Origin of the sequence: Azorhizobium sp. AG788 (genome assembly GCF_004364705.1) — a bacterium.
Lineage (GTDB): Bacteria > Pseudomonadota > Alphaproteobacteria > Rhizobiales > Xanthobacteraceae > Azorhizobium > Azorhizobium caulinodans.
On record NZ_SOBM01000011.1, the window covers coordinates 107,349 to 128,716 of the forward strand.

General features: G+C 67.0%; 19 protein-coding genes and 1 pseudogene. 11 read left to right on the forward strand and 9 right to left on the reverse strand.

The features are described 5' to 3' along the window. Positions 1-62 precede the first annotated feature (62 nt). From DFO45_RS23575 to DFO45_RS23590, 4 genes are all read left to right on the forward strand, one after another. Positions 63-1,196, forward strand: a complete 1,134-nt coding sequence (locus DFO45_RS23575; RefSeq protein ID WP_133866775.1) for an aminomethyltransferase family protein — start codon at positions 63-65, stop codon at positions 1,194-1,196. A 264-nt stretch (positions 1,197-1,460) separates the two neighbouring features. Continuing rightward, a complete protein-coding gene (locus DFO45_RS23580; protein WP_133866776.1) occupies positions 1,461-2,039 on the forward strand; it encodes a TetR/AcrR family transcriptional regulator in 579 nt (192 codons plus the stop codon). Between the two features lie 132 nt (positions 2,040-2,171). Continuing rightward, positions 2,172-2,981: an SDR family oxidoreductase gene (locus DFO45_RS23585; RefSeq protein ID WP_133866777.1), complete on the forward strand. Its 810-nt coding sequence runs from the start codon at positions 2,172-2,174 to the stop codon at positions 2,979-2,981. Positions 2,982-3,002: 21 nt separating this feature from the next. Next, entirely contained in the window at positions 3,003-4,382 is a 1,380-nt protein-coding gene (locus DFO45_RS23590; protein ID WP_133866778.1) for an MATE family efflux transporter, read from the forward strand. A 402-nt stretch (positions 4,383-4,784) separates the two neighbouring features. Here DFO45_RS23590 and DFO45_RS23595 read toward each other — a convergent pair whose 3' ends face one another. After that, positions 4,785-5,186, reverse strand: coding sequence for a DUF1398 family protein (locus tag DFO45_RS23595; protein WP_012169909.1), 402 nt, complete (start codon positions 5,184-5,186; stop codon positions 4,785-4,787). Positions 5,187-5,228: 42 nt separating this feature from the next. Beyond that, positions 5,229-5,819, reverse strand: coding sequence for a MarR family transcriptional regulator (locus DFO45_RS23600; RefSeq protein WP_348633851.1), 591 nt, complete (start codon positions 5,817-5,819; stop codon positions 5,229-5,231). Between the two features lie 85 nt (positions 5,820-5,904). On the opposite strand from DFO45_RS23600, the pseudogene DFO45_RS23605 reads away from it, so the two are divergent. From DFO45_RS23605 to DFO45_RS23615, 3 genes and pseudogenes are all read left to right on the forward strand, one after another. Further along, positions 5,905-6,886: pseudogene (locus DFO45_RS23605) on the forward strand (alpha/beta hydrolase). An 87-nt stretch (positions 6,887-6,973) separates the two neighbouring features. Further along, a complete protein-coding gene (locus tag DFO45_RS23610; RefSeq protein ID WP_133866779.1) occupies positions 6,974-7,801 on the forward strand; it encodes an alpha/beta hydrolase in 828 nt (275 codons plus the stop codon). Positions 7,802-7,830: 29 nt separating this feature from the next. Then, positions 7,831-8,550, forward strand: coding sequence for a hypothetical protein (locus tag DFO45_RS23615; RefSeq protein WP_012169913.1), 720 nt, complete (start codon positions 7,831-7,833; stop codon positions 8,548-8,550). 96 nt (positions 8,551-8,646) lie between these two features. Here the strand turns inward: DFO45_RS23615 and DFO45_RS23620 are convergent, their stop codons facing one another. The 3 genes from DFO45_RS23620 to DFO45_RS23630 all read right to left on the reverse strand — a co-directional run bounded on the left by DFO45_RS23620 (position 8,647) and on the right by DFO45_RS23630 (position 12,186). Continuing rightward, positions 8,647-9,879 carry an MFS transporter gene (locus tag DFO45_RS23620; protein WP_133866780.1) on the reverse strand — a complete coding sequence of 411 codons (1,233 nt, stop codon included), beginning with the start codon at positions 9,877-9,879 and terminating at the stop codon, positions 8,647-8,649. A 363-nt stretch (positions 9,880-10,242) separates the two neighbouring features. Then, positions 10,243-10,971: an alpha/beta hydrolase gene (locus DFO45_RS23625; protein WP_245518243.1), complete on the reverse strand. Its 729-nt coding sequence runs from the start codon at positions 10,969-10,971 to the stop codon at positions 10,243-10,245. Between the two features lie 204 nt (positions 10,972-11,175). Then, a complete protein-coding gene (locus tag DFO45_RS23630) occupies positions 11,176-12,186 on the reverse strand; it encodes a GlxA family transcriptional regulator (protein ID WP_133866782.1) in 1,011 nt (336 codons plus the stop codon). A gap of 243 nt (positions 12,187-12,429) precedes the next feature. On the opposite strand from DFO45_RS23630, the gene DFO45_RS23635 reads away from it, so the two are divergent. Beyond that, positions 12,430-13,293: an aldo/keto reductase gene (locus DFO45_RS23635; protein ID WP_133866783.1), complete on the forward strand. Its 864-nt coding sequence runs from the start codon at positions 12,430-12,432 to the stop codon at positions 13,291-13,293. A gap of 63 nt (positions 13,294-13,356) precedes the next feature. After that, positions 13,357-14,190 carry an alpha/beta hydrolase gene (locus DFO45_RS23640; protein ID WP_133866784.1) on the forward strand — a complete coding sequence of 278 codons (834 nt, stop codon included), beginning with the start codon at positions 13,357-13,359 and terminating at the stop codon, positions 14,188-14,190. A 19-nt stretch (positions 14,191-14,209) separates the two neighbouring features. On the opposite strand, the gene tehA is transcribed toward DFO45_RS23640, so the two are convergent. The 4 genes from tehA to DFO45_RS23660 form a co-directional block, all read right to left on the reverse strand. Then, positions 14,210-15,202, reverse strand: coding sequence for a dicarboxylate transporter/tellurite-resistance protein TehA (gene tehA / locus DFO45_RS23645; protein WP_208299857.1), 993 nt, complete (start codon positions 15,200-15,202; stop codon positions 14,210-14,212). A 65-nt stretch (positions 15,203-15,267) separates the two neighbouring features. Next, entirely contained in the window at positions 15,268-16,602 is a 1,335-nt protein-coding gene (locus DFO45_RS23650; protein WP_133866785.1) for a c-type cytochrome, read from the reverse strand. A 3-nt stretch (positions 16,603-16,605) separates the two neighbouring features. Next, on the reverse strand, positions 16,606-18,792 hold the full coding sequence (locus DFO45_RS23655; protein ID WP_208299858.1) for a molybdopterin cofactor-binding domain-containing protein: 2,187 nt from the start codon (positions 18,790-18,792) through the stop codon (positions 16,606-16,608). After that, complete coding sequence (locus DFO45_RS23660) at positions 18,776-19,228, reverse strand: (2Fe-2S)-binding protein (protein ID WP_133866787.1); 453 nt, start codon at positions 19,226-19,228, stop codon at positions 18,776-18,778. The genes DFO45_RS23655 and DFO45_RS23660 overlap by 17 nt, the downstream gene beginning before the upstream one ends. Before the next feature lie 412 nt (positions 19,229-19,640). On the opposite strand from DFO45_RS23660, the gene DFO45_RS23665 reads away from it, so the two are divergent. Both DFO45_RS23665 and DFO45_RS23670 read left to right on the forward strand, forming a co-directional pair. Beyond that, positions 19,641-19,829, forward strand: a complete 189-nt coding sequence (locus tag DFO45_RS23665) for a hypothetical protein (protein ID WP_043879032.1) — start codon at positions 19,641-19,643, stop codon at positions 19,827-19,829. 66 nt (positions 19,830-19,895) lie between these two features. Continuing rightward, entirely contained in the window at positions 19,896-21,362 is a 1,467-nt protein-coding gene (locus tag DFO45_RS23670) for a protein adenylyltransferase SelO (protein ID WP_133866788.1), read from the forward strand. Positions 21,363-21,368 lie beyond the last annotated feature (6 nt).

Below are 21,368 nucleotides of genomic sequence, written 5' to 3' on the forward strand. Positions count from 1 at the left end.
GCCATGACAGTCCAAACGCCATTTCACGCGCCACAAACCTTTGACAGAACAGGGGAACAACGATGACGGTCAGCTGGCGTACTGCGGTCCTTGCGGATCGCCACTGGGCTCTCGGCTCGAAGCTCGAAGACTGGAGCGGCATGCCCACCGCCTGGACCTATGACAAGGACATGGCGGCCGAGCACGTGGCCATCCGCACCAAGGCGGGGCTCATGGACGTGTCGGGTCTCAAGAAGATCCATATGGTCGGCCCACATGCCTTGGCCGTGCTGGATTACATCACCACCCGCGATGTCTCGAAGATCACGCCCGGTCGCTCGGTCTATGCCTGCATGCTGAACGATCGCGGCCTCTTCACCGATGACTGCATCATTTACCGCACCGGCCCCAATGCCTGGATGCTGGTCCACGGCTCGGGTTCGGGCCATGAGGAGGTGGTGAAGCAGGCCATGGGGCGCAATTGCGCCGTGCTGTTCGACGACGATCTGCAGGATATTTCCCTGCAAGGCCCGCTCGCGGTGGACTTCCTCGCCAAATATGTCCCCGGCATCCGCGACCTGAAATATTTCCATCACATGCAGACGACGCTCTTCGGCGTGCCGGTGATGATCTCGCGCACCGGCTATACGGGCGAGCGCGGCTATGAGATCTTCGTGCGGGGGCAGGATGCGGCGAAGGTCTGGGACACCATCGTCGCGGAAGGGGCGGAGATGGGCATCATCCCCTGCTGCTTCAGCGTGCTCGATATGCTGCGCGTGGAAAGCTACCTGCTGTTCTACCCTTATGACAATTCGCAGATGTATCCCTTCGCGGACCAGCCGCCGGGCGACACACTGTGGGAACTCGGCCTCGATTTCACCGTCAGCCCCGGCAAGACCGGCTTTCGCGGAGCCGAAGAGCATTATCGGCTGAAGGGCAAGGAACGTTTCAAGATCTTCGGGATGCTGATCGAGGCTGACGGCCCGGCCGATCTCGGCGACGAGGTGTGGGCGGACGGCAAGAAGGTCGGCGTCATCACCTGCCCCTGCTATTCGACGCTCACGGGCAAATCCATGGCCATCGCCCGCCTCGACGTGGACAAGGCGGTTCAGGGCACGCCGCTTGAGGTGCGGGGCAAGTCGCTCTCCGCCAAGGCCATCGCCCACACGCTGCCCTTTGACGATCCGGAAAAGAAGAAACGCACCGCCGTCGGCTGAGCGGCCCATTCCCCTGGCTCGGCATCCCCCGCGGCCGTGGTCATCTGCCCATTCTCACAACGAAAGCCTTCCTTTCCAGAGCCGGGGAGGGAGGCTTCTGCGTTCTGGCTGCTCTCTCAATGGCGGGCGGAACATGTCGTCGCCAAGGCTTGCCAAGCCCATGTCCCCCTCGCGGTCGGCGGAACGGCGGCTGAAATCTCCGCCTTTTTGTCGTACTAAAAGATGATGAATGTCATCTAAATTCGACGTCGTGGAGAGGGCACCATGCGCAAGAGCAGGGAAGACACAGCCGAGAGCCGCAAGCGGATCCTCAAGGAAGCCAGCCGGCTCTATCGCGAGAAAGGCTTCGATGGCGTCAGCGTTGCCGACATCATGCAGGCCGCCGGCATGACACATGGCGGCTTCTACCGGCACTTCCCCTCCAAGGAAGCCCTGATCGCCGAGGCCATGGCTGAAGCGTTCACGGACCGGACGGCCCCCCTCACGCCGCAGGGGGACGTCTCGGGCACCGGCCTCATTCGCAGGTACATCGAGATGTATCTCTCGCAGTCGCATCTTGATCGTCCCGGCATGGGGTGCCCGATCGCCTCCGTCGGCAGCGAGGCTGGCCATGTGGGCGGCTCCGTTTCGGAGGTCTTCAACACCGGCATCCAGCGGGTTGTTGAGGGCATTGCTGCGGCGCTGGGCGGCCCGCGTGAGGACCACCGCGCCGAGGCCGTGCGGCTGCTTGCGACCCTCGTGGGCGCCGTCGTCATCTCCCGCGCGGTCGGGACCGGCTCCGGTCTTCGGGCCGAAGTGCTGGACGCCGTCCGCAAGGACACCGAGATCGCCCGCCTCCTGTAGCACCTGAACCGCCGCCCATCCGGACCACATCGAAACGAAGGCCTCACCGCGTGCACACCTGAGCACGCGGCAGGGCCGGCTTGACCCATCGCACGCCCGCCGGACCCCGGCGGCCATTCAAAGGAGCAGACCATGAGCACCAAGGGAACTGCCGTCGTGACCGGCGCCTCCTCCGGAATCGGAGCCATCTATGCGGACCGCCTCGCCCGGCGCGGCTATGATCTCGTGATCGTTGCCCGCAATGCGGAGCGGCTGGAAAAGCAGGCCGAGGCGCTGCGTGCCCGACATGGCGTCGCCGTGCGCACCCTCAGCGCGAATCTCACGGACAAGGCGGGGCTGCGGCAGGTGGAAGGCCTGCTGCGGAACGACACGAGCGTCTCGCTGCTCGTCAACAATGCCGGCTTCGGTGGTGCGGGCGAACTGCTGCAATCGGACGTGGACCGCATGGAGGAGATGGTGGACGTCAATGTCACCGCCGTCATGCGCCTCTCCTATGCGGCCGCGCCGGGCTTCGCGGCGCGGGGCGCGGGTGCCATCATCAATATCGCGTCCATCGTGGCCATCGGTCCGGAAATCCTGAACGGCGTCTACGGGGGCACGAAGGCCTTCGTGCTGGCCTTCAGCCAGTCCCTGCACAAGGAACTCTCGCCCAAGGGCGTTCAGGTGCAGGTGGTGCTGCCCGGCGCCACGGCCACCGATTTCTGGGACACGGCCGGCGTGCCGGTGAGCCATCTGCCCACCGAATGGGTGATGACCGCGGAGAACCTCGTGGACGCGGCCCTTCTGGGCTTTGAGCGGGGTGAGTTCGCCAGCATTCCCTCGCTTCAGGACGGGGCCGAGTGGCAGGCCTATGAGACCGCGCGGCAGGCGATGCTGCCGCACCTCTCCAGTTCCGCCGTGGCGCCCCGTTACCGGGCGGGTGCCGACGCCGGCGCGCTCTGAGCGAAACGGGAGGAGCCTGTCATGGATGCGCGCACCCGCCTTTTGCTGGAGGCTCCTCCCGGCCGCACCATCCTGCGTCTGGCCTGGCCCAATGTCCTCGTCATGGCCGCGCAGGCGGCTGTGGGATTGATCGAGACCTATTTCGTCGCCAAGCTCGGCGCCGATGCCCTCGCCGGCATGTCGTTGGTCTTCCCCGTCCTGATGCTGCTCCAGATGGTCTCGGCCGGCGCGGTGGGCGGGGCGGTGCTCTCGGCGGTGGCCCGCGCCCTCGGTGCCGATGACCGGCGGCGTGTGAACCAGGTGGTCTGGACGAGCGTCCTGCTCACCCTCGGGCTCAGCGGCGCCACCACGGTCGGCGTGATCCTGGGTGGTCCCTGGCTCTACGCGGTCATGGGGGGAACGGACGGCGGCCTTGCGGCCGCGCTCACCTATTCCGGCATCGTTTTTGTTGGTGCGGTGCCACTCTGGCTCTTCAACACCTTCGCGGCGATGATCCGGGGCACCGGCAACATGCTGGTGCCCGCGCTGGTGATCGTCGGTGGGGCACTGGTCCTCATCCCGCTGTCGCCGATGCTCATCTTCGGGGTCGGCCCCTTTCCCCAGCTCGGCGTTGCGGGCGGCGCCGTGGCGGTGCTCGGCTATTATGTGGCGGGCGCCGTGATCCTCGGCTGGTACATCTGGTCTGGGCAAGGCGTGCTGAAGCCCTCGGCACTGCCGCCCAGCCTGTCCGTGGGGCCTGCGCTCGACATCCTGCGCATCGGTGCGGCCTCCACCGTCAATGCCTTCTCGACCAATGTCACGGTGGCAGCGACGCTCTCGCTGGTCAGCGCGGTGAACCCGGCCCTCGTGGCGGGCTATGGCGCCGGCGTGCGGCTGGAATATCTGCTGGTGCCGCTCGTCTTCGGTATCGGCGCCCCGGCCGCGGCCATGGCGGGCGCGAGCATGGGCGCGGGCAATCGCCGGCGTGCCGGGCAGGTGGCCTGGATCGCTGCCGGCATGGCGGCTCTCATCACCGAGGCCATCGGCCTTGGCGCGGCCCTTGCGCCTGAGCCCTGGATCCGCCTGTTCTCCACCGAGCCGGATATCGTCGCAGGCGGCGCGGCCTATCTTCGGGCTGTGGGGCCAGCTTACGGCTTCTTCGGTGCCGGCTTCGCGCTCTATTTCGCCTCGCAGGGGGCGGGCCGCATCGGCATTCCGCTCATCGCCGCCATCCTGCGCGTCGCCGTCACGGTGGGGCTCGGCCGCCTGGCCATGCAGGCTTTCGGAACCGGCGGTCTCTATCTCGCCCTTGCCTCGGGTCTTGCCCTCTATGCGGCCACCAACGCGGTCGCGGTCCGCCTCTGGTCTCGGCCGGCGCCGAGGGCGGCACGGTCGCCGGTGCCGGAGGCCTCGAAATCCTGATCCTGGCCGTCCGCCTGTGGCGCGGCAGGCTCTGGATGGCATCGCCCCTCATCGGCACATGGCTTGTGTTCGCAACCATGGCGCATCAGGCCCGAGCGCGACGCGGTCCGGGCCCGCGTGGAGCAGGCATTCCCCCGCGACTTTTCCGACATCACCACCCGCGTCTCGCCGCTGGAGCTGGGGCCACCGGTGGGCTGGCCGCTCAAGGTCCGCGTCACCGGGCCGGACGATGCGAAGGTGCGCGAGATCGCCGCGCGGGTCGATGCCGACGGCCGGACACGCGACGTCAACATGACGGCGGGCGAGCCGCAGCGCGGGATCATGGTGGAGGTGGACCAGGTAGAGGCGTGGGCGCTCAGCATCAGTTCAGAGACCATCGCCTCCACCATCGCCGCCCGTGTCTCACTGCGGAAACAGCTCCACGTGGGTCTCGCCCGTGCGGCCGAAATAGACCGCGCGCCGGCCGCTGAACGAGACGAGGTAGCCGGCACAGCCGGCGGCCTTCGCTTTCCGGCAGAAGCCCTTGTAGCTGTAGCCCGGCGCGCGGGACTGGGCCTCCCTGATGGCCTCCAGCAGGTCCGCCGTATTGAAATGCTCCTCAACAGGCGTCGGCTCGGTGGCGATGGCAAGTTCGATGCTCTCGCCGGAGGGCAGATAATAGAGCGCCGAGCCGCGGCGGAAATCGATCGCGTAGCTTTCGAAGCCGGCGCCAATGAGCTTGCCGACGATGTCCGGGAAGGCCATGGCATCGGTCTCGGCGGCCTCCAGGCACGCACGGGCGCACGTCGTCTGTTCCGCGTTCATGCCGAAGGCCTTTCGTGTCTTCGAGTGATGGGTGAAAGCGGCTTATGCCAGTGGCATCGCCTTCAGCCCGCGCTTGAGGGCGATGGTCTTGAGCAAACCCTCCAGCGCAGCACGCTCCTCGCGCGTCAGATGCCCGAAGAAGGCAGCATCGTTGGTATCGGCATGGGCCGCGAGCCGCGGCACCAGGTCCCGGCCGGCGGGGGTGAGGGCGAGCAGATGTGCGCGGGCGTCATCCGCGCGATCCTCGCGGACGACGAGCCGCTTGCGGATCAGCCGATCCGCGAGTTTGCTGACGGCGCCGCGGGTGAGGCCCATCGTGTCCGCAAGGCGGCTGGGCCCAAGGGAGGGCACGCCATACAGCTCCCGCAGCAGCACCCATTCCGCCACCGTCACACCCTCCGCTTCCAGCTTCCGGGCGAAGGCATGGGAGACGTGATTGGACACCAGGCGGAGCCAATAGCCGAGGTGTGACGTTAGATCGGCAACCGGCGCAGCTTCCAGCATCGCATCCTCTTTGTTGACTAGGAAACTAGATGAAGAATGTTTCCTAGTCAACAAAATGCTGAGCGCACATGCACCTGCCCGGCGAGGGGCCGAGGCCCGCTGGCGTCCGGCGATGACGCGCCCGGTCATGTCCCGATCTTGCGTGTCTATGTCCGAGACGTTGCCGGGGAGTCCTGTATTCATAGGCGCACCTAAATATCACGGGTGCATTCCGATGACCCTCACAGATCACGAACACAGCCGCCGGGCATTCCTGGCGGGAGCGGCGAGTATTTCCGCCATGGCGCTGCTCCCCATCGGTGCTGATGCTGCAACTCCACCCGAGACGACAAATCCGAAAGGAACAGAAACCATGACTTCCGCTTACGTCACGACCAAGGACGGCGTCGAGATCTTCTATAAGGACTGGGGTCCGAAGACCGCGCAGCCCATCGTTTTTCATCACGGCTGGCCCCTGTCCTCGGACGATTGGGACGCCCAGATGCTGTTCTTCGTGAACCAGCGCTACCGCGTCATCGCCCACGACCGGCGCGGCCATGGCCGTTCCTCGCAGGTCAGCGAAGGGCATGACCTCGATCATTATGCCGCCGATGCCTCCGCTGTCGCCGAGGCGCTGGACCTGCGCAACGCCGTCCACATCGGCCATTCCACGGGCGGTGGTGAGGTCGCGCGCTATGTGGCCAAGTTCGGCCAGCCGCAGGGGCGCGTCGCCAAGGCCGTTCTCGTGGCCGCCATTCCCCCCGCTGATGCTGAAGACGCCGGCCAATCCGGAAGGGACGCCCATCGAGGTGTTCGACGGCTTCCGCGCCGCGCTCGCCGCAAACCGCTCGCAGTTCTTCCTCGACGTTCCCACCGGCCCCTTCTACGGCTTCAATCGTCCCGGCGTGACGCCCATTCCCGGCGCCATCCAGAACTGGTGGCGGCAGGGCATGATGGGCTCCGCCAAGGCCCATTACGATGGCATCAAGGCCTTCTCCGAGACCGACCAGACCGAGGATCTGAAGACCATCACCGTGCCGACGCTGGTCATGCACGGCGATGACGACCAGGTGGTGCCCTATCAGGACGCCGCGGTGAAGGCGGTCAAGCTGCTGAAGCACGGCACGCTGAAGCTCTACAAGGGCTATCCGCACGGCATGCTCACCACCCATGCCGATGTGCTCAATCCCGATCTCCTCGCCTTCGTGAAGGGCTGATCACCGGACGGCGGCGCCCCGCCGGAGCGCTGCCGTCTCCGAACGCGACTGGCAATTGACCTCATGTGGAATGGGGAAGGATGACGCATGTCCAAAAGCCTTGAACTCGCGCCGACGCTGTATGTGGAAGCGGCCGGAATCCGCTTTGCCTATCGGCGGCTGGGACCGGACAGCGGGGTGCCCCTCGTGCTGCTCCAGCATTTCACCGGCACCATGGATGCGTGGGACCCGGCGGTGGTCAATGCCCTGGCGCAGGACCGGCCGGTGATCGCGTTCGATAATACGGGCGTCGGGTCATCCTCTGGCGAGACGCCGGATACGGTGGAGCAGCAGGCGGCGGACGCGGAAGCCTTCATCGCTGCGCTGGGCCTGAAGGAGGTGGAGCTCCTTGGCTTCTCGCTCGGCGGGTTTCTGGCGCAGGTCATGGCTGGGCGTAACGCCGTGAAGGTTCGTCGCATCATCCTTGCCGGCACCGCCCCGCGGGGAGGCGAGGAGCATCTGCTTCAGGTGGTCGAAGAGGCCTTCGCCCGCAACGCCCGCGATGTGCGGCTGCCGCTGTTCTTCACGCCGTCCGACGCCAGCCAGGCCGCCGGTGCTGCCTTCGTCGACCGCGCGATGCTGCGGCAAGCGGATCGCGATCCCGACCGCGGCGAGGCGGTCAGCACGCCTCAGGCCCAGGCGATCATCCGCTGGTGCGCGGAAGCGGACGGGCACGCAACGCTCCGGGCGATCCGGCAGCCGACGCTCATCGTTCATGGCAGCGACGACACCATGTTTCCGTCCATCAATGCCTACGAGATGTTCAAGAACATGAGCAGCGCGACGCTCATTCTCTACCCCGATTCCGCCCACGGCGCCCTGTTTCAGTATCCCGAAACATTCGTATCCCACGTCAAGACGTTCCTTGACGCCTGATGCCAGACAAGAACTGAGAGGATAGGCTTATGGATCCGCTGGCTCAAAAGATCATCGCCGCCCATGGCGGGCTCGACCGGTGGCGTACCTTCACCCAGCTGAGCGCTCATCTGCGCCAGGGCGGCGTCCTGTGGCCGCTGAAGGGCCACGCCGGAACCCTCGACGAAACGAATGTCACCGTCGGCCTCGGGACGGAATGGGCCTCGCACGCGCCTTTCGGGCCGGACGGGAACGTGACCCGTTTCGAGCCGGGGAAGGTGGAGATCCGCGATGCCGCTGGAACGCTCCTCAAGCAGTTGGCCGAGCCGCGTGCGTCCTTCGCGGGCCATACCCTCGAGACGCCGTGGACCGAGCCGCAGCTGGCCTATTTCGCCGGCATCGCCATGTGGACCTATCTGAACATGCCTTTCCTGCTCGCGGCGCCCGGCGTCGTCAGCAGGTCCCTGGGGCCGTGGGAGGAGAAGGGCGAGGTCTGGCAGAAGCTTGAGGTGACGTTCCCGCGCGATATCGCGACCCACAGCACAGTGCAGACGCTCTATGTGGATGATGCGGGCCTTCTGAAGCGCCACGATTACGATGTGGAGATCGCCGGCAACACGCCAGGCGCCCATTATATCGGCGGCTACGTGGAGGTTCAGGGCCTGAAGTTTCCGACGCAGCGGCGCATTTTCCCCCGCCAGGCGGACGGTACGTCTCTGCCGGAGCCGCTGGTGGTTTCCATCGATCTCTCGGACATCCGCCTGAACTGATCGGGACCCTCGGGTTCGTAACGAGCAAGGCGCCGCGGCAGGAATGCCGCGGCGCCTTCGACGTTTAGGGCCGTGTTACATCGCCGGCGGATGCGCTCAGGACGCCACTTGGGAGGTGCGGTAGCGATCGAGGGCGATGGCCACGACTTCGGTCAGGGCAGCCACCGCGCCGATGGGCCAGACCACGCCGACTCCGATGATGCCGGCGCCCATGGCGGAACCGATGGAGAAGCCGAGATACATGGTGGAGGTGTTGAGTGCGAGCGCCACCGAGGCTTCGGAGGCCGGGCCGGCCGCGATCAGTCGGGCCATCTGGGCCGGAAACAGCGACCAGACGCTGAAGCCCCACAAAGCGATGGCCGCCAGCACGGGCAGCAGGGCCTGCGCGGGCGAGAGGAGCACCGACAGGGCCATCACGGCGAAGGCCGCTGCGAGCGCGATCAGCGATCCCAGCACCACGCGGTCTGATCCGAGGCGATCGTTCAGCGTGCCGCCGACGGAGACGCCGAGCGCTGCCGCGATGCCCCACATGGACACGGTGGCGCTGATGCCGGTGGGGCCGAAATCGAGCACGGCGGTCAGATAGGGCGCAATATAGGGATAGGCCGTGTAGGCGCCCATCGCCCAGAACAGGCTGATGCCCAGGAGCCGCAGGATCGAAGTCTGCCGCACCACCCTGAGGCGCTGCGAGAGGCTTGCAACGGCAACACCGGCGCCCGCATCCGACCGCACACCGAGCAGAATGCCGATGATGGCGGTGAGCCCCATGGCGGCCACGGCGAGAAAGGTTGCGCGCCAGCCGAAGGCATGCCCGACAACGGCGCCCAGCGGCAGGCCGAGTGCGATGGCGATGGTCATGCCGCCGCTGACGATGGCGAGGGCGCGGCCCCGCTTGATCTCCGGAACGATGACGCCGGCGAGGGAATTGGCGCCGGGTACGTAGAGACCCGAAGCCACCGCCATCAGGATGCGGGCCATCATGAGCGTCGCGAAGGAGGAGGAAAAGGCGGCGATGAGGTTGCCGGCCGTGAAGATGGCCATGGCCAGCAGCAGCGTGTCCCGTCGGCGCAGCCGCGCGGTGAGGACGGTGGAGATCGGAGAGCTTACTGCCAGAAGAAGCGTGAAGACCACGATGAGCGTCGCCGTGGCGGAGATGCTCATCTTCAGGTCCGCCGCGATGGTCGGCAGCAGCGGGGCGATCATGAAGCCTTCGGTGCCGATCGCAAACGTGCCGAGCGCCAGGAAGGCGGGCGGCAGGAGCGAGCCTGAGGCTTCGTGGGGGATGCCGGCCGCAGCCGAGCCGGGGGATGTATTTTCCGTCGTTGACATGGATGTGGGCTCCGGGCGGTCTCGCCGATGCGGAGCCTCACCACGCCCCGGCCAGGCCTGGCAGGCGGGATGATGCACCGACACCGGGCCTGCATGCGCGCTGGAACGCGGCCCGCTTCGATGGAGGCCATCGTGCGGAACGGTGTCCTTTCATGGGGATGGAAGACATCGCCCGGCCGGCCTGCATCGCACGCCGGCCGGCACGTGCCCCAGGCGCGGATGCCGGTCGAGACTGATTCAGCGATCAGGCCGTCTCGGCCTGATCGGGTCGGGTGGCAGCTTCGCCGGGAACCTAAGTTTCACGAACGCCAAATGAGCGGGGATTTCGGCCATGCCCGCTGTTGAACAGGGCTGCGCGACCCGTCACTCGTCGAGAAACCGCTCGATCTCGGCTGCGAAGTCGTCGATGTGCTGGAAAAGGAAGGCGTGGCCGGCGTCCGGATAGAGCACAAGCTTGGCATCCGGCGCCTGCTGCGACAGCACGTAGGAGCGATAGGCCGGCAGCATCACGTCGTGCGCCCCGTTGGCGACCAGCAGGGGCAGGCGCAGTTCCTTGGTTCGATGCAGCACGCCCGGCCAACTCGAAACCGCCTTCACCTGCCCCATGAAGCTCGCGGCGCTCACTTTAGGGCCGCGATCGGGGATCGCGGCAAGGCGCGCGAGCGAGGCCCGGCCTGCGGCGACCGCGCTTTCCGTCTCGGGGTAGAACAGGAACAGGAAATCGTCCGGTCCGTTCTCTGACTTGGTCATGATCTGCGGCACGCGAGGGTGCTGCTGCGGCCCATCCGGCACCGGGCCCGGGCTGGAGCCGGCCACGATGAGGCGACGCACCAGATAAGGGAAGTCAAGCGCGAACTGCTGCCCCACGACGCCGCCCAGGGACCAGCCCAGAATATCGACCTGTTCGAGGTTCAGGCTGCGGATGAACTCCGCCGCCACCGCGGCGATGCCGTTCACCGTGTCGGGAACGGTGCCGCCCGACCGGCCGATGCCGGCGCTGTCGAAGCGGATGACCCGACGATCCGTGCTGATCGCGGCGATGAAGGCGGGATCCCAGTCGTCCATCGTCCCCCGAAAGCGCTGGAACAGCACAAGCGGCACGCCTCCGGCCGGACCATCCTCGCGCCAGGCAAGCCGGCCGGCGGATGTGGGCTGATAATATACCTCTGAATTCAAGGACACGCGTGCCTCCCTCGCTCGACCGCAGTCGACGGTGGCAGGCTAGGCGCGCGTCTTCCTGTCTCCTATGTCAAGAAGGCAGCAATTCAGGCCATCCGCGCGTGGATCGCGCTGGCTTCAGGTCGTGCGCTCGGGCACGAGCGGGGCTCCCGGCATGTCGGCCGCGAGGCCGTCGTCGCCGGTCGCGTCGTCCGCCTCGCCCAGACGCTGCACGCGGCGCATGGTCTGCGGCGGATGGCCGAAAAAGCGCAGGAAGGCGCGCCGCATCCGGTCGCGGTCGGTAAAACCGGTGTCGCGGGCTACAATATCCATGGGGTGGCGGCCTTCCTCCAGCATCACCTTCGCGGCCTCGAGGCGCAGCCGCTCCACGGCCTTGGCGGGAGACTGCCCGGTTTCCTCTCGGAAGACGCGGGTGAATTGCCGCGGGCTCAGGCTCGCGGCCTGGGCGAGTTCTTCCACGGTCAGCGGGTTGCGCAGGTTTTCCTTGGCATAGATGAGGGCGCGCTTCACGCGGTCCGACCGCGGCTCCAGTTCGAGCATGGCCGAGAATTGGGACTGGCCGCCGGGTCGGCGGTGATACACCACGAGCCGGCGGGCGATGTTCCGCGCCAGGGTGGCGTCATAGTCGTCCTCGATCAGCGCGAGGGCGAGATCGATGGCCGAGCTCATGCCGGCCGAGGTCCAGATGTGGCCATCCTGGATGAAAATGCGGTCGTCATCCACACGCACCGTCGGAAACCGGCTCTGCAGGGCACGTGAATGGGCCCAGTGGGTGGTGGCGGATCGGCCGTCGAGCAGGCCCGCTTCGGCAAGGATGAAGGCTCCGGTGCAAACGCCGGCAACCCGTCGCGAATTCTGTCCCGCCGCCGCAATGTAGTCCCGCAGGACGGGTGAAATCGGCTTCGGCCTCAATTCACCCAGCACCATCAGCGTATCGGGAAAGCTGCCGAGGGAGGCGGTCTCGACTTTCATGCCCAGCGTCGAGAGGATGCTGCCGCCCTTTTCCGACATGATGGAGATGGAATAGGCCTGTTCGCCCAGTTGCAGGTTTGCAAACTCGAACGCCGATATCGCCGCCAGGCCCATGACCTGGAAGCCATCCTCCATGATGAAGGCAACGGATCTCATCTCACTCGTCCAGCCAATGCTTTTTGCATCTTATATGGTTTTCACCCGGCCATTGTCCAGTTCAGGCTTGTCGGGACATGAATTGCGCCGAAACTGCAAAGAAAAAGCACACGTTTTTTTGATAAGCGGCTCCTTCAACCCCGGTTGCTTCAAGGCGATGTCCGGAATGGTCGCGTATTTGACGTTCCGGACCGCCAAGGCGCTACCTAGCTTATATCCGGGCCCGTGTGACCGGAGTGACTTATGACTGTTCTCGATGCTGCCAAGGCAGGAACGTTCACCATCGGCGGCGACATGCCGGTGCATCGTCTGGGCTTTGGCGCCATGCGCATCACCGGCGAAGGCGTCTGGGGCCCGCCCGCCGATCGCGCGGGAGCACTCGCCACGCTGAGGCGGCTGCCGGAGATCGGCATCGATTTCATCGATACGGCGGATTCCTACGGGCCGCATGTGTCGGAAGAGCTGATCCGCGAGGCGCTTCACCCTTACGGCGGCGTGCGGGTGGCCACGAAGGCGGGCCTCACACGGCCGGGCCCCGGCCGCTGGGACATGCGCGGCGACCCGGAGTATCTGACCCGGCAGGCCCATGCGAGCCGGGATCGGCTCGGTGTCGCGCGCATCGACTTGTGGCAGTTGCACCGCATCGACCCGACCGTACCGCGTGACGAGCAGTTTTCCGCCATTCGCGCCCTGATCGACACGGGCGTCATTCGCCATGCGGGCCTGAGCGAGGCGAGCGTCGGCGAGATCGAGGCTGCCCGCGCGTATTTCCCCGTGGCCACCGTGCAGAACCGCTTCAATCTCGCCGACCGCAGCAATGAGGCGGTTGTCGATTACTGTGAGGCCAATGCCATCGGCTTCATTCCGTGGTTTCCGCTCGCGTCCGGGCGACTGGCGGAACGGGGCACGATCCTTGATCGCGTCGCCGCAGGCCATGACGCCAGCCCCGGCCAGATCGCTCTGGCCTGGCTGCTCCAGCGCAGCCCGGTGATCCTGCCGATTCCTGGAACCGGGAAGGTCTCCCATCTGGAGGACAATGTGCGGGCGGCCTCGATCCGTCTGTCGCAGGAGGAGTTTGCGGCCCTCGATGCCGCAACGCGCCCCTGAGCGGTGGTGCGGGCCGCTCGTGCCTGTCTGCCTCTTCCTCTCCGATATTGTGAGCGTGCGATCATGACCGACGCCATTTTCCAGTCCAGTTCGCCCGAATTCATCGAGATCGACGGCCTCTCCCTGCGCCTCGTGCGCAGCGAAGGGCAGGGGCTACCGATCCTCATGACGGCGCCGTGGCCGCAGAGCATCTATGCCTTTCATGGGATCTGGGGGGCGTTGACGCGCCTTGGCCCCATCGTGGCGGTGGATCTGCCGGGCTTCGGCCGTTCCGAGCGCCGCCCCGACCTCATGGCTCCCCAGCCCATGGGCGATTTCGTGCTGAAGCTTGCGGCGGCATTGGGCATCGCGCGCTGTCACGCCATCGGTCCCGATGTCGGCACGTCCGCGCTGCTGTTCGCCGCAGCCGCCCGGCCGGACCTGTTCGAGAGCGTGGTGGTCGGCAGCGGAGGCGCCAATATGGAGCGCCTCGGCAAGGGCCTACGGGGCGTGATCGAAGCCCCGCCCGGCGCCTATGGCGAGCCGGAGGGCGGCGCGCAGGTGGTGGGCACCATCACGCGCATGACACGCACGACGCCGCCGGCCGAGGTCATGGAGGACTTCCGCCAGTCCTCGCTCGGTCGCCGCTGGATCGAGGCGGCCGATTATGTGCGGGCGTATCCGCGCGACCTGCCGCGTCTGGAGGCGCTGTTGCCCGCGATCCGCACGCCAGTCCTCGTCATTTCCGGCGCCCATGATCCCATCGTGCCGCCGGCCAATGGTGACTTCCTCGTGGAGCGTCTGCCCCATGCGGCCCATACGGTTCTCGACACCGGGCACTTTGTCTGGGAGGACGATCCGGACGGCTATGCGACAGCCGTCTCGGCCTGGATCCGGGGCGGCTACCGCAGCGCGTGAGGGCCGCTCAATCCCGGCGTCAGGCCGCCGGAGGCACGCTCGGCGCAACGGCGGGCGGGGGCAGGAGCCTGCCGGCCAGCAGGAGCCAGATGGTCCGCAGGACCATGGCGGTAAGCGCCGCCGAGACCAGAGCGAAGACAGCCGGTGCGAGCGTGGCCACCGGGCCGACATCGCCACGTCCCACAAGCCGCACCATGGCCGTTGCGAGCGCGGTCAGGCCGAACGAGAAGCCCCACATGGAGGCGGTGACCCCGCCGGCAAAGATCCAGGGCAGGAGCCGCGCCAGCAGCAGGAGCTGGATCAGGCCGTAGCCGATCAGGCCATAGATGATGACGTCCGGCGGTCCGCTCGTCACGCTCAGATAGGCGGCGGCGCCCACCGTCGGCGGGGCCAGCTGGATGCCCAGCACGGGCCGCAAGGGCGCGGGCATTTCCGGCGACGTATAGAGGCGGTGGAGCAGGACGGATTCGATGGCGAACCAGCTCAGGACCCCCACGCCCAGAGCGAACCGCCCCCAGTCCGGAAAGCCAAAGGCCGCGCAGCCGATGGCGGTGACATAGGAGCCGGCGACGGTCGGCAGATAAAGGACCGGGGTGGTCGCAGCCGGGTCCCGCCCGCCTTGCCACAGGACACCGGTGCGCCAGAGCCCGAAGGCGAGCGTGAACGCCGCGCCGAGCAGGAACAGGGCCAGAGCGGGCGAGGCCGCATAGGGATGGGCGGCGATCGCCACCAGCATGGTCGCCACCCCGACAAGCCCGATGAAGCAGCAATTGACGGCGTGCCGCGCCTCCGCCAGCGCCTCCGCGCGGGCGGACAGCCATTTGCCGGCGAACAGGACGATGAGCACGGCCCAGACCAGGCTGCCCGCGAGCATCATGGCTTCGCCGACGGCCGAGGGCAGGCCCCAGATCTCATGCGCGGCCCGCCAGCAGTTTCCCCACCCGATGAGGCCGAGGACAATGCCAAAGAAGGAGGCCGGAATGCGGGGCAGCCCGCGGGTGTGATCTTCCATCGCAGGGGGGTCTCGGATCGATGGGTAGGAAAGGCGGTGGGGGCTCGCGGCGCGAGCCCCCGTTTTCAGTTCGCGGCTCGCAGCCGGGCAATGTCGGCGGCGCTCAGGGTGGAGGCCTTGGCGCCGAAGCGGGCGGTCACATAGTTGGTCACGGCGGCGATCTCGTCGTCGGAATAGACCTTTCCGAAGCCGGGCATATAGGGCCGGTGCGCCGTTGCAGGCCCCGAACCGTTTATCACCATCAGGGCCACGTTGGCACCACTGGGATCATTGACCGCCCGCACGCCGGTGAGCTGCGCTTCCTCCCGGGCCGCGCCGGCACCTGTCCAGGCATGGCAGCTGGCGCAATTGCCCTCGAACACCCGCTGGCCGACCGGATTGTTCGCGGTGGCGAGCCGCGGTTGGGCCGGAGCCGGCCCGGCAGGCGCAGGCAGGCCGCCCTTCACGGGCGGCACGCTGCGCAGATAGGTTACAACGGCACCGATGTCCGATTTGGTGAGGCGGGACAGGCTGAGCTCGACCGCCTCGCCCATCGGTCCTGAGGCGACGCCGCGGCCGCGCGCATGGCCGGTGGAGAGATAGGCGGCAAGCTCATCCGCCGACCAGTCGCCCACGCCGCTGACCTTGTCGCTGGAGATGTTGTAGGCATTCCAGCCCTCGGCCACCGCGCCGCCGAATTTCTGCCGCTGGTCCAGCGCCTGCATGAGGTTGCGCGGCGTGTGGCATTCCGCGCAATGGCCGGCCGCCTCGACCAGATAGGCGCCGCGGTTCCATTCCGGCGACTGCTGGTGCACCGGACGGAAGCGCTCGTTCGGATTGAACATCGCCGCCCAGATCCCCATCAGCCAGCGCTGGTTATAGGGAAAGCCGAAGGTGTTCGGTTTGTTGGCCTGCTTCACCGGAGCCAACGAGAACAGGTGAGCTTTGATCGCCAGCACATCCGCATCGGTCAGCAGGGTGTAGGACGGATAGGGGAACGCCGGGTAATAGCGCGAGCCGTCCGGCGCCACGCCCCGATGCACGGCGTTCAGGAACTGAGCGTCCGTCCACTTGCCGATGCCGGTTTCCGGATCGGGCGTCAGGTTGGGGGAGTAGATGGTGCCGAAGGGCAGGACGAAGGCCCGCCCGCCGGCGAACGGCTTGCCGCCCGGCGCGGTATGGCACGCCTGACAGTCCGCCATGCTGGTGATGTAGGCGCCGCGCGTTGCCGGATCGGCGCTGGCGAGTTCCGCCGGCACGCCGGTGGGGGACGAAGCCTTGTAATCGGCCAGCGGAATGGGCGTCCCGCCGGCAAAGCTATAGGGGCCGGGCTGGAACACCATCCAGCCGATGACGCCCAGCGCGGCGACACCAACCACGATGACGAGCGCTGCGAGGGAGAGGAGCGTCTTGCGCGTCATGGATCACACCGACTTGGCGAGAAGCGAGGCGTCCAGCGGCATGCGCGTGAGCTGGACCCCGGTTGCGGCATAGACGGCATTCGCCACCGCCGGCTGCACGATCACCGTGCCCGGCTCGCCAATGCCGCCGGACGCCTCCGGACTGGACAGCAGCTCGACCTCGATGGTGGGCATCTCGTTGATCCTCAGCAGGCGATAGTCGTTGAAATTGCTCTGCTCGACCTCACCGGCGGCAAAGGTGATGCGGTTGTGCAGCACGGCCGCGATCCCGAAGACGACGCCGCCCTGGATCTGGGCGACCACCGTGTCGGGATTGATCACGCGGCCCACGTCCGCGGCGACGACCACTTTCGTCACCCGCACATCGCCGCGATCGGTCACGGCCACCTCGGCCACGCAGGCCAGCAGGCTGCCGAACGCGTGCATGAGCGAGAGACCGCGCCCGGTGCGCTCTCCGAACGGAGAGGCGGCAACGGGCTTGTCCCACCCGGCCTTGGCCGCGGCGGCATTCAGCACGGCGAGCCCACGCTGGTTCTTCTCCAGCATCCCCCGGCGCAGCGTCAGCGGGTCGGTGTTGCTCTGGCGGGCGATGCGGTCGAGGAAGCTCTCCACCGAGAAGACCGTGCTGTTGGGGCCGACGCCCCGCCAGAAGGAAAAGGGCACGACATTCTCATGGCGGATGTATTCCACCAGCATGTCGCCGAGCGCATAGGGCGGCTCGGCCGCACCGTCGATGGCATCGCTGTCGATGCCGTCCTTGAAGGCGGGCGGCAGCCAGCGAGCGAGGATCGAAGGGCCGGTGACGCGATGCTGCCAGGCGGTGATGCGCCCGTTCTCCACCCGCGCCTTCAGCCGGTTGTGATAGAGCGGCCGGAACATGTCCTGCCGGATGTCCTGCTCGCGCGACCAGATCACCTTCACCGGCCCGTCAACCTTCTGGGCAATGCGCGTGGCGGTGACGATGGGCGCGGCTTCCAGCCGGCCGCCGAAGCCGCCGCCGATCAGGTGATTGTGGACAGTGACCTTCTCGGGCGGGATGCCGAGCACCTGCGCGGCACCGGCCTGCGCGAAGCCCGGCACCTGCGTGCCGACCCAGATTTCGCAGCCACCGTCATGCACATGGACGGTGCAGTTCTGCGTCTCCATGGAGGTGTGCGCCAGAAACGGCAGTTCGTACGTCGCTTCGACCACCGTGCCGCTCTTGAGCTTGCCGGCCGCATCGCCCTCCTTGCGGACGGTGACGCCCGGACCTTCCGACGCCTTCTCGGTGTCTGCCCAGAGCTGCGCTTGATTGAGCGTGGCATTCGGGCCGGCGGCCCAGGCGATGTCGAGCGCGCGCAGGCCCTGTTCGGCCGCCCACGTATTGTCGCCCACGACCGCGACCATATCGTCCAGCACCACGACCTGACGGACGCCGGTGACCTTCAGGGCCGGCGCCTGGTCCACATGCTCGACCTTGCCGCCGAGCACCGGGGAGGCCATGAGCGCCGCGAACTTCATGCCGGGCCGCATCACGTCGATGCCATAGACCGTCTTGCCCGTGACCTTGTCCGGCGTGTCGATGCGCTTCGCGCGCGTGCCGATGAGGCGGAACTGGTCCGGGGACTTCAGAGCCACATTGGAGGGCGGCGGCAGTGCGGCGGCGCGATCGGCAACCTCGCCGTAGCGTACCGTGCGGCCGGTTGGGCGATGCGTGATCACCCCGCGCTCGGTCGTCAGCTCCGACGCGGGGACGTTCCAGGCTTCGGCGGCGGCGGCCACGAGCATGGCGCGCGCCGTGGCGCCCGCCTTCCGCAGTGGCTCGGTCCAGGCCATGGTGGTGGTGGAGCCGCCGGTGGCCTGCACATAGAAGATGGGGTGCCCATAGTGCTCCCGATCCGGTGGGGCGGCGATCGCCTGCACCTGATCGAGGCCGATATCCAGTTCCTCGGCCATGCACATGGCCTGCGAGGTATAGACGCCCTGGCCCATCTCCACGGCGGGCATGATGAGCGAGACCGGACCCTGCGCCGGCACATGGACGAAGGCGTTCACGGCGGCGCCCGAAGCCTGTGGCTCGTCTGCGCGTGCACGCCGTGCCGGCAGTTCGATGCCGATCACAAGGCCGCCCAGGACGGCCGCGGCGCCGCGCAGAAGCGAGCGGCGCGAGAGGGTGGGGCTGTCGGGCTGCATCTCAGGACTGCGCGGCATGCTTGATCCCTTCGCGAATGCGGACATAGGTCCCGCAGCGGCACAGATTGCCGGCCATGGCGGCGTCGATCGCCGCGTCGTCCGGCTTCGGATTGCCGGCCAGCAGAGCGGTCGCCGACATGATCTGGCCGGGCTGGCAATATCCGCACTGGACCACCTCGAGATCGAGCCAGGCTTTCTGGATCTTGGCGCCCGCAGGCGTGTCGCCGACGGCTTCGATGGTGGTCACGGCGCGCGTGCCGACCGTGCCGACCGGCATCTGGCAGGAGCGCACCGCGACCCCGTCCACATGCACGGTGCAGGCGCCGCATTGCGCGACGCCGCAGCCGAACTTGGTGCCGGTCAGCCCCAGTTCGTCCCGCAGCACCCACAGCAGCGGCGTGTCTGGGTTTGATGCGATCTGGTAGGTCTTACCGTTGATGGAGATGGCGCTCATGTGCAGGCCCCGGCGGGAAATTGAACCCGCAACCTAGGCGCGGCCGGGAAGAGCAGGCAGGACAAATAGAAGGCGATTTCAGACGGGTGCGGGGCGTCGCCGGCCGCCATCCATGCTTTTCGGAAAGCGATCGAATTTCCTGTCGAACTCAGAGAAATCGGATTGTTTCCAATGTCTTGAGGCGGAGGTTCATCCCTTGAGTCCGAGCGACAGGGGGCGGTGCGTGTATCTCCAACGGTATCGAGTTGCGTCGAGCCGTGCGCGCATGCGGGCGTGCCAACCCGCAAACGAACTACAGCGCCCGCGGTGGATCACGGCGCGCCTCGCAGGAACTGCCCCGTTCCCAAACGGATCGTGCCCGGCTAAATTGCCGGACGACAAAGTTCGACCTTCGCCACAACGAGAAGTCATCATGGCCCGACCGTCGGAACTCAGCGTCATCCTGATCGACGACTCGCAGCGCGCCGAATTCGTCGGCTACACGCGCATGGGTTTCTACCTCGTGGACCATGCCAACATCGTCCATGCGGGTCCCTTCCGCACGCGCGCCGCGGCCGACCAGCACCTCGACGACCTCTGGCACCTGCCGCGCACGGGCTGATCCGGGTTGTCCTGAAGGGCCGGGATGCCCATCTTGCGGACAATCCCATTCGCCCGGCAGGTCCCCATGACCATTGCGTTCGAGAACACGTTCCGCTCGCTTCCCGACACCCTCTTCGCGCCGGTCGTGCCGAGCGCGGTACGGCAGCCCGAGCTTATCCGCCTCAATGACGAATTGGCCGGCGAGCTGAAGCTCGATGCCGGCTGGCTGCGCAGTCCCGAGGGGCTGGCGGCGCTCTCCGGAAATGCCGTTCCCTCCGCGTCCGATCCCATCGCGCTGGCCTATGCCGGACATCAGTTCGGCCATTTTGTTCCGCAGCTTGGAGACGGGCGGGCCATCCTTCTCGGCGAGGTGGTGGACCGCAACGGCGTGCGGCGGGACATCCAGCTGAAGGGCGCGGGCCGCACTCCCTATTCGCGGCGGGGGGACGGGCGCGCGGCTCTCGGGCCGGTCCTGCGGGAATATATCGTCAGCGAAGCGATGGCGGCCCTTGGCGTGCCGACGACGCGGGCCCTGGCGGCGGTCGCGACGGGCGAGCGCGTGGAGCGGGAGATCGGCCTTCCGGGCGCCGTCCTCACCCGCGTCGCGGCGAGCCATATCCGTGTCGGGACGTTCCAATTCGTCGCCGCCCGGCGCGACGAAACCGCGCTGCGCAGCCTCGCGGACTATGTGATCGGGCGGCACTATCCCGAGGCGGCGGAGGCGGACAATCCGTATCTGGCGCTGCTGAACCTCGTCATCCGCGCGCAGGCGCGCCTCGTCGCCCATTGGGTTTCGCTCGGCTTCATCCATGGGGTGATGAATACCGACAACATGGCCGTCTCGGGCGAGACGATCGACTATGGCCCGTGCGCCTTCCTCGATGCCTATGATCCGAACAAGGTGTTCAGCTCCATCGACGAGTTCGGCCGCTATGCGTTCGGCAACCAGTCGCGCGTCGCCATGTGGAATCTCGCCCGACTGGCGGAGGCTCTGCTGCCCCTCATCGATACCAGTCCCGATCGGGCGGTGGCACAGGCCGAAGAGGCGCTGATGACGTTCATGCCCCACTTCGATGCGGCCCGCCTGTCCCACATGCGGGCGAAGCTGGGTCTTTCGACGGAGACCCCTGAAGATGTGGGCCTGATCGATGATCTGCTTTCGGCCATGCACGAAATGCAGGCCGATTTCACCCTCACGTTCCGGGCGCTCTCAAACCTGCCGGTGGACGGTGCGCCAGTTGCGCTCATCGGGGCGTTTGCGGAGGGGCCCCTGCGCGACTGGAGCGCGCGTTATGCCGCCCGGGTGACGCTTGACCCGCGTCCGGCGGAGGTGCGGCGGCAGGCGATGGAAGCGGCCAATCCGCGCTTCATTCCGCGCAACCACCGCATCGAAGAGGTCATCCGCGCCGCCGTCAGCGACGGCGACTATGTGCCGTTCCATGACATGGTCGCCGTCCTTGCCGCGCCCTATGCGGAGCAGCCGGACAAGGCGGCCTATGCGGAACCGCCCGCGCCGGGCGAAGAGGTGCTGCGGACCTTCTGCGGCACGTGAGTGGCC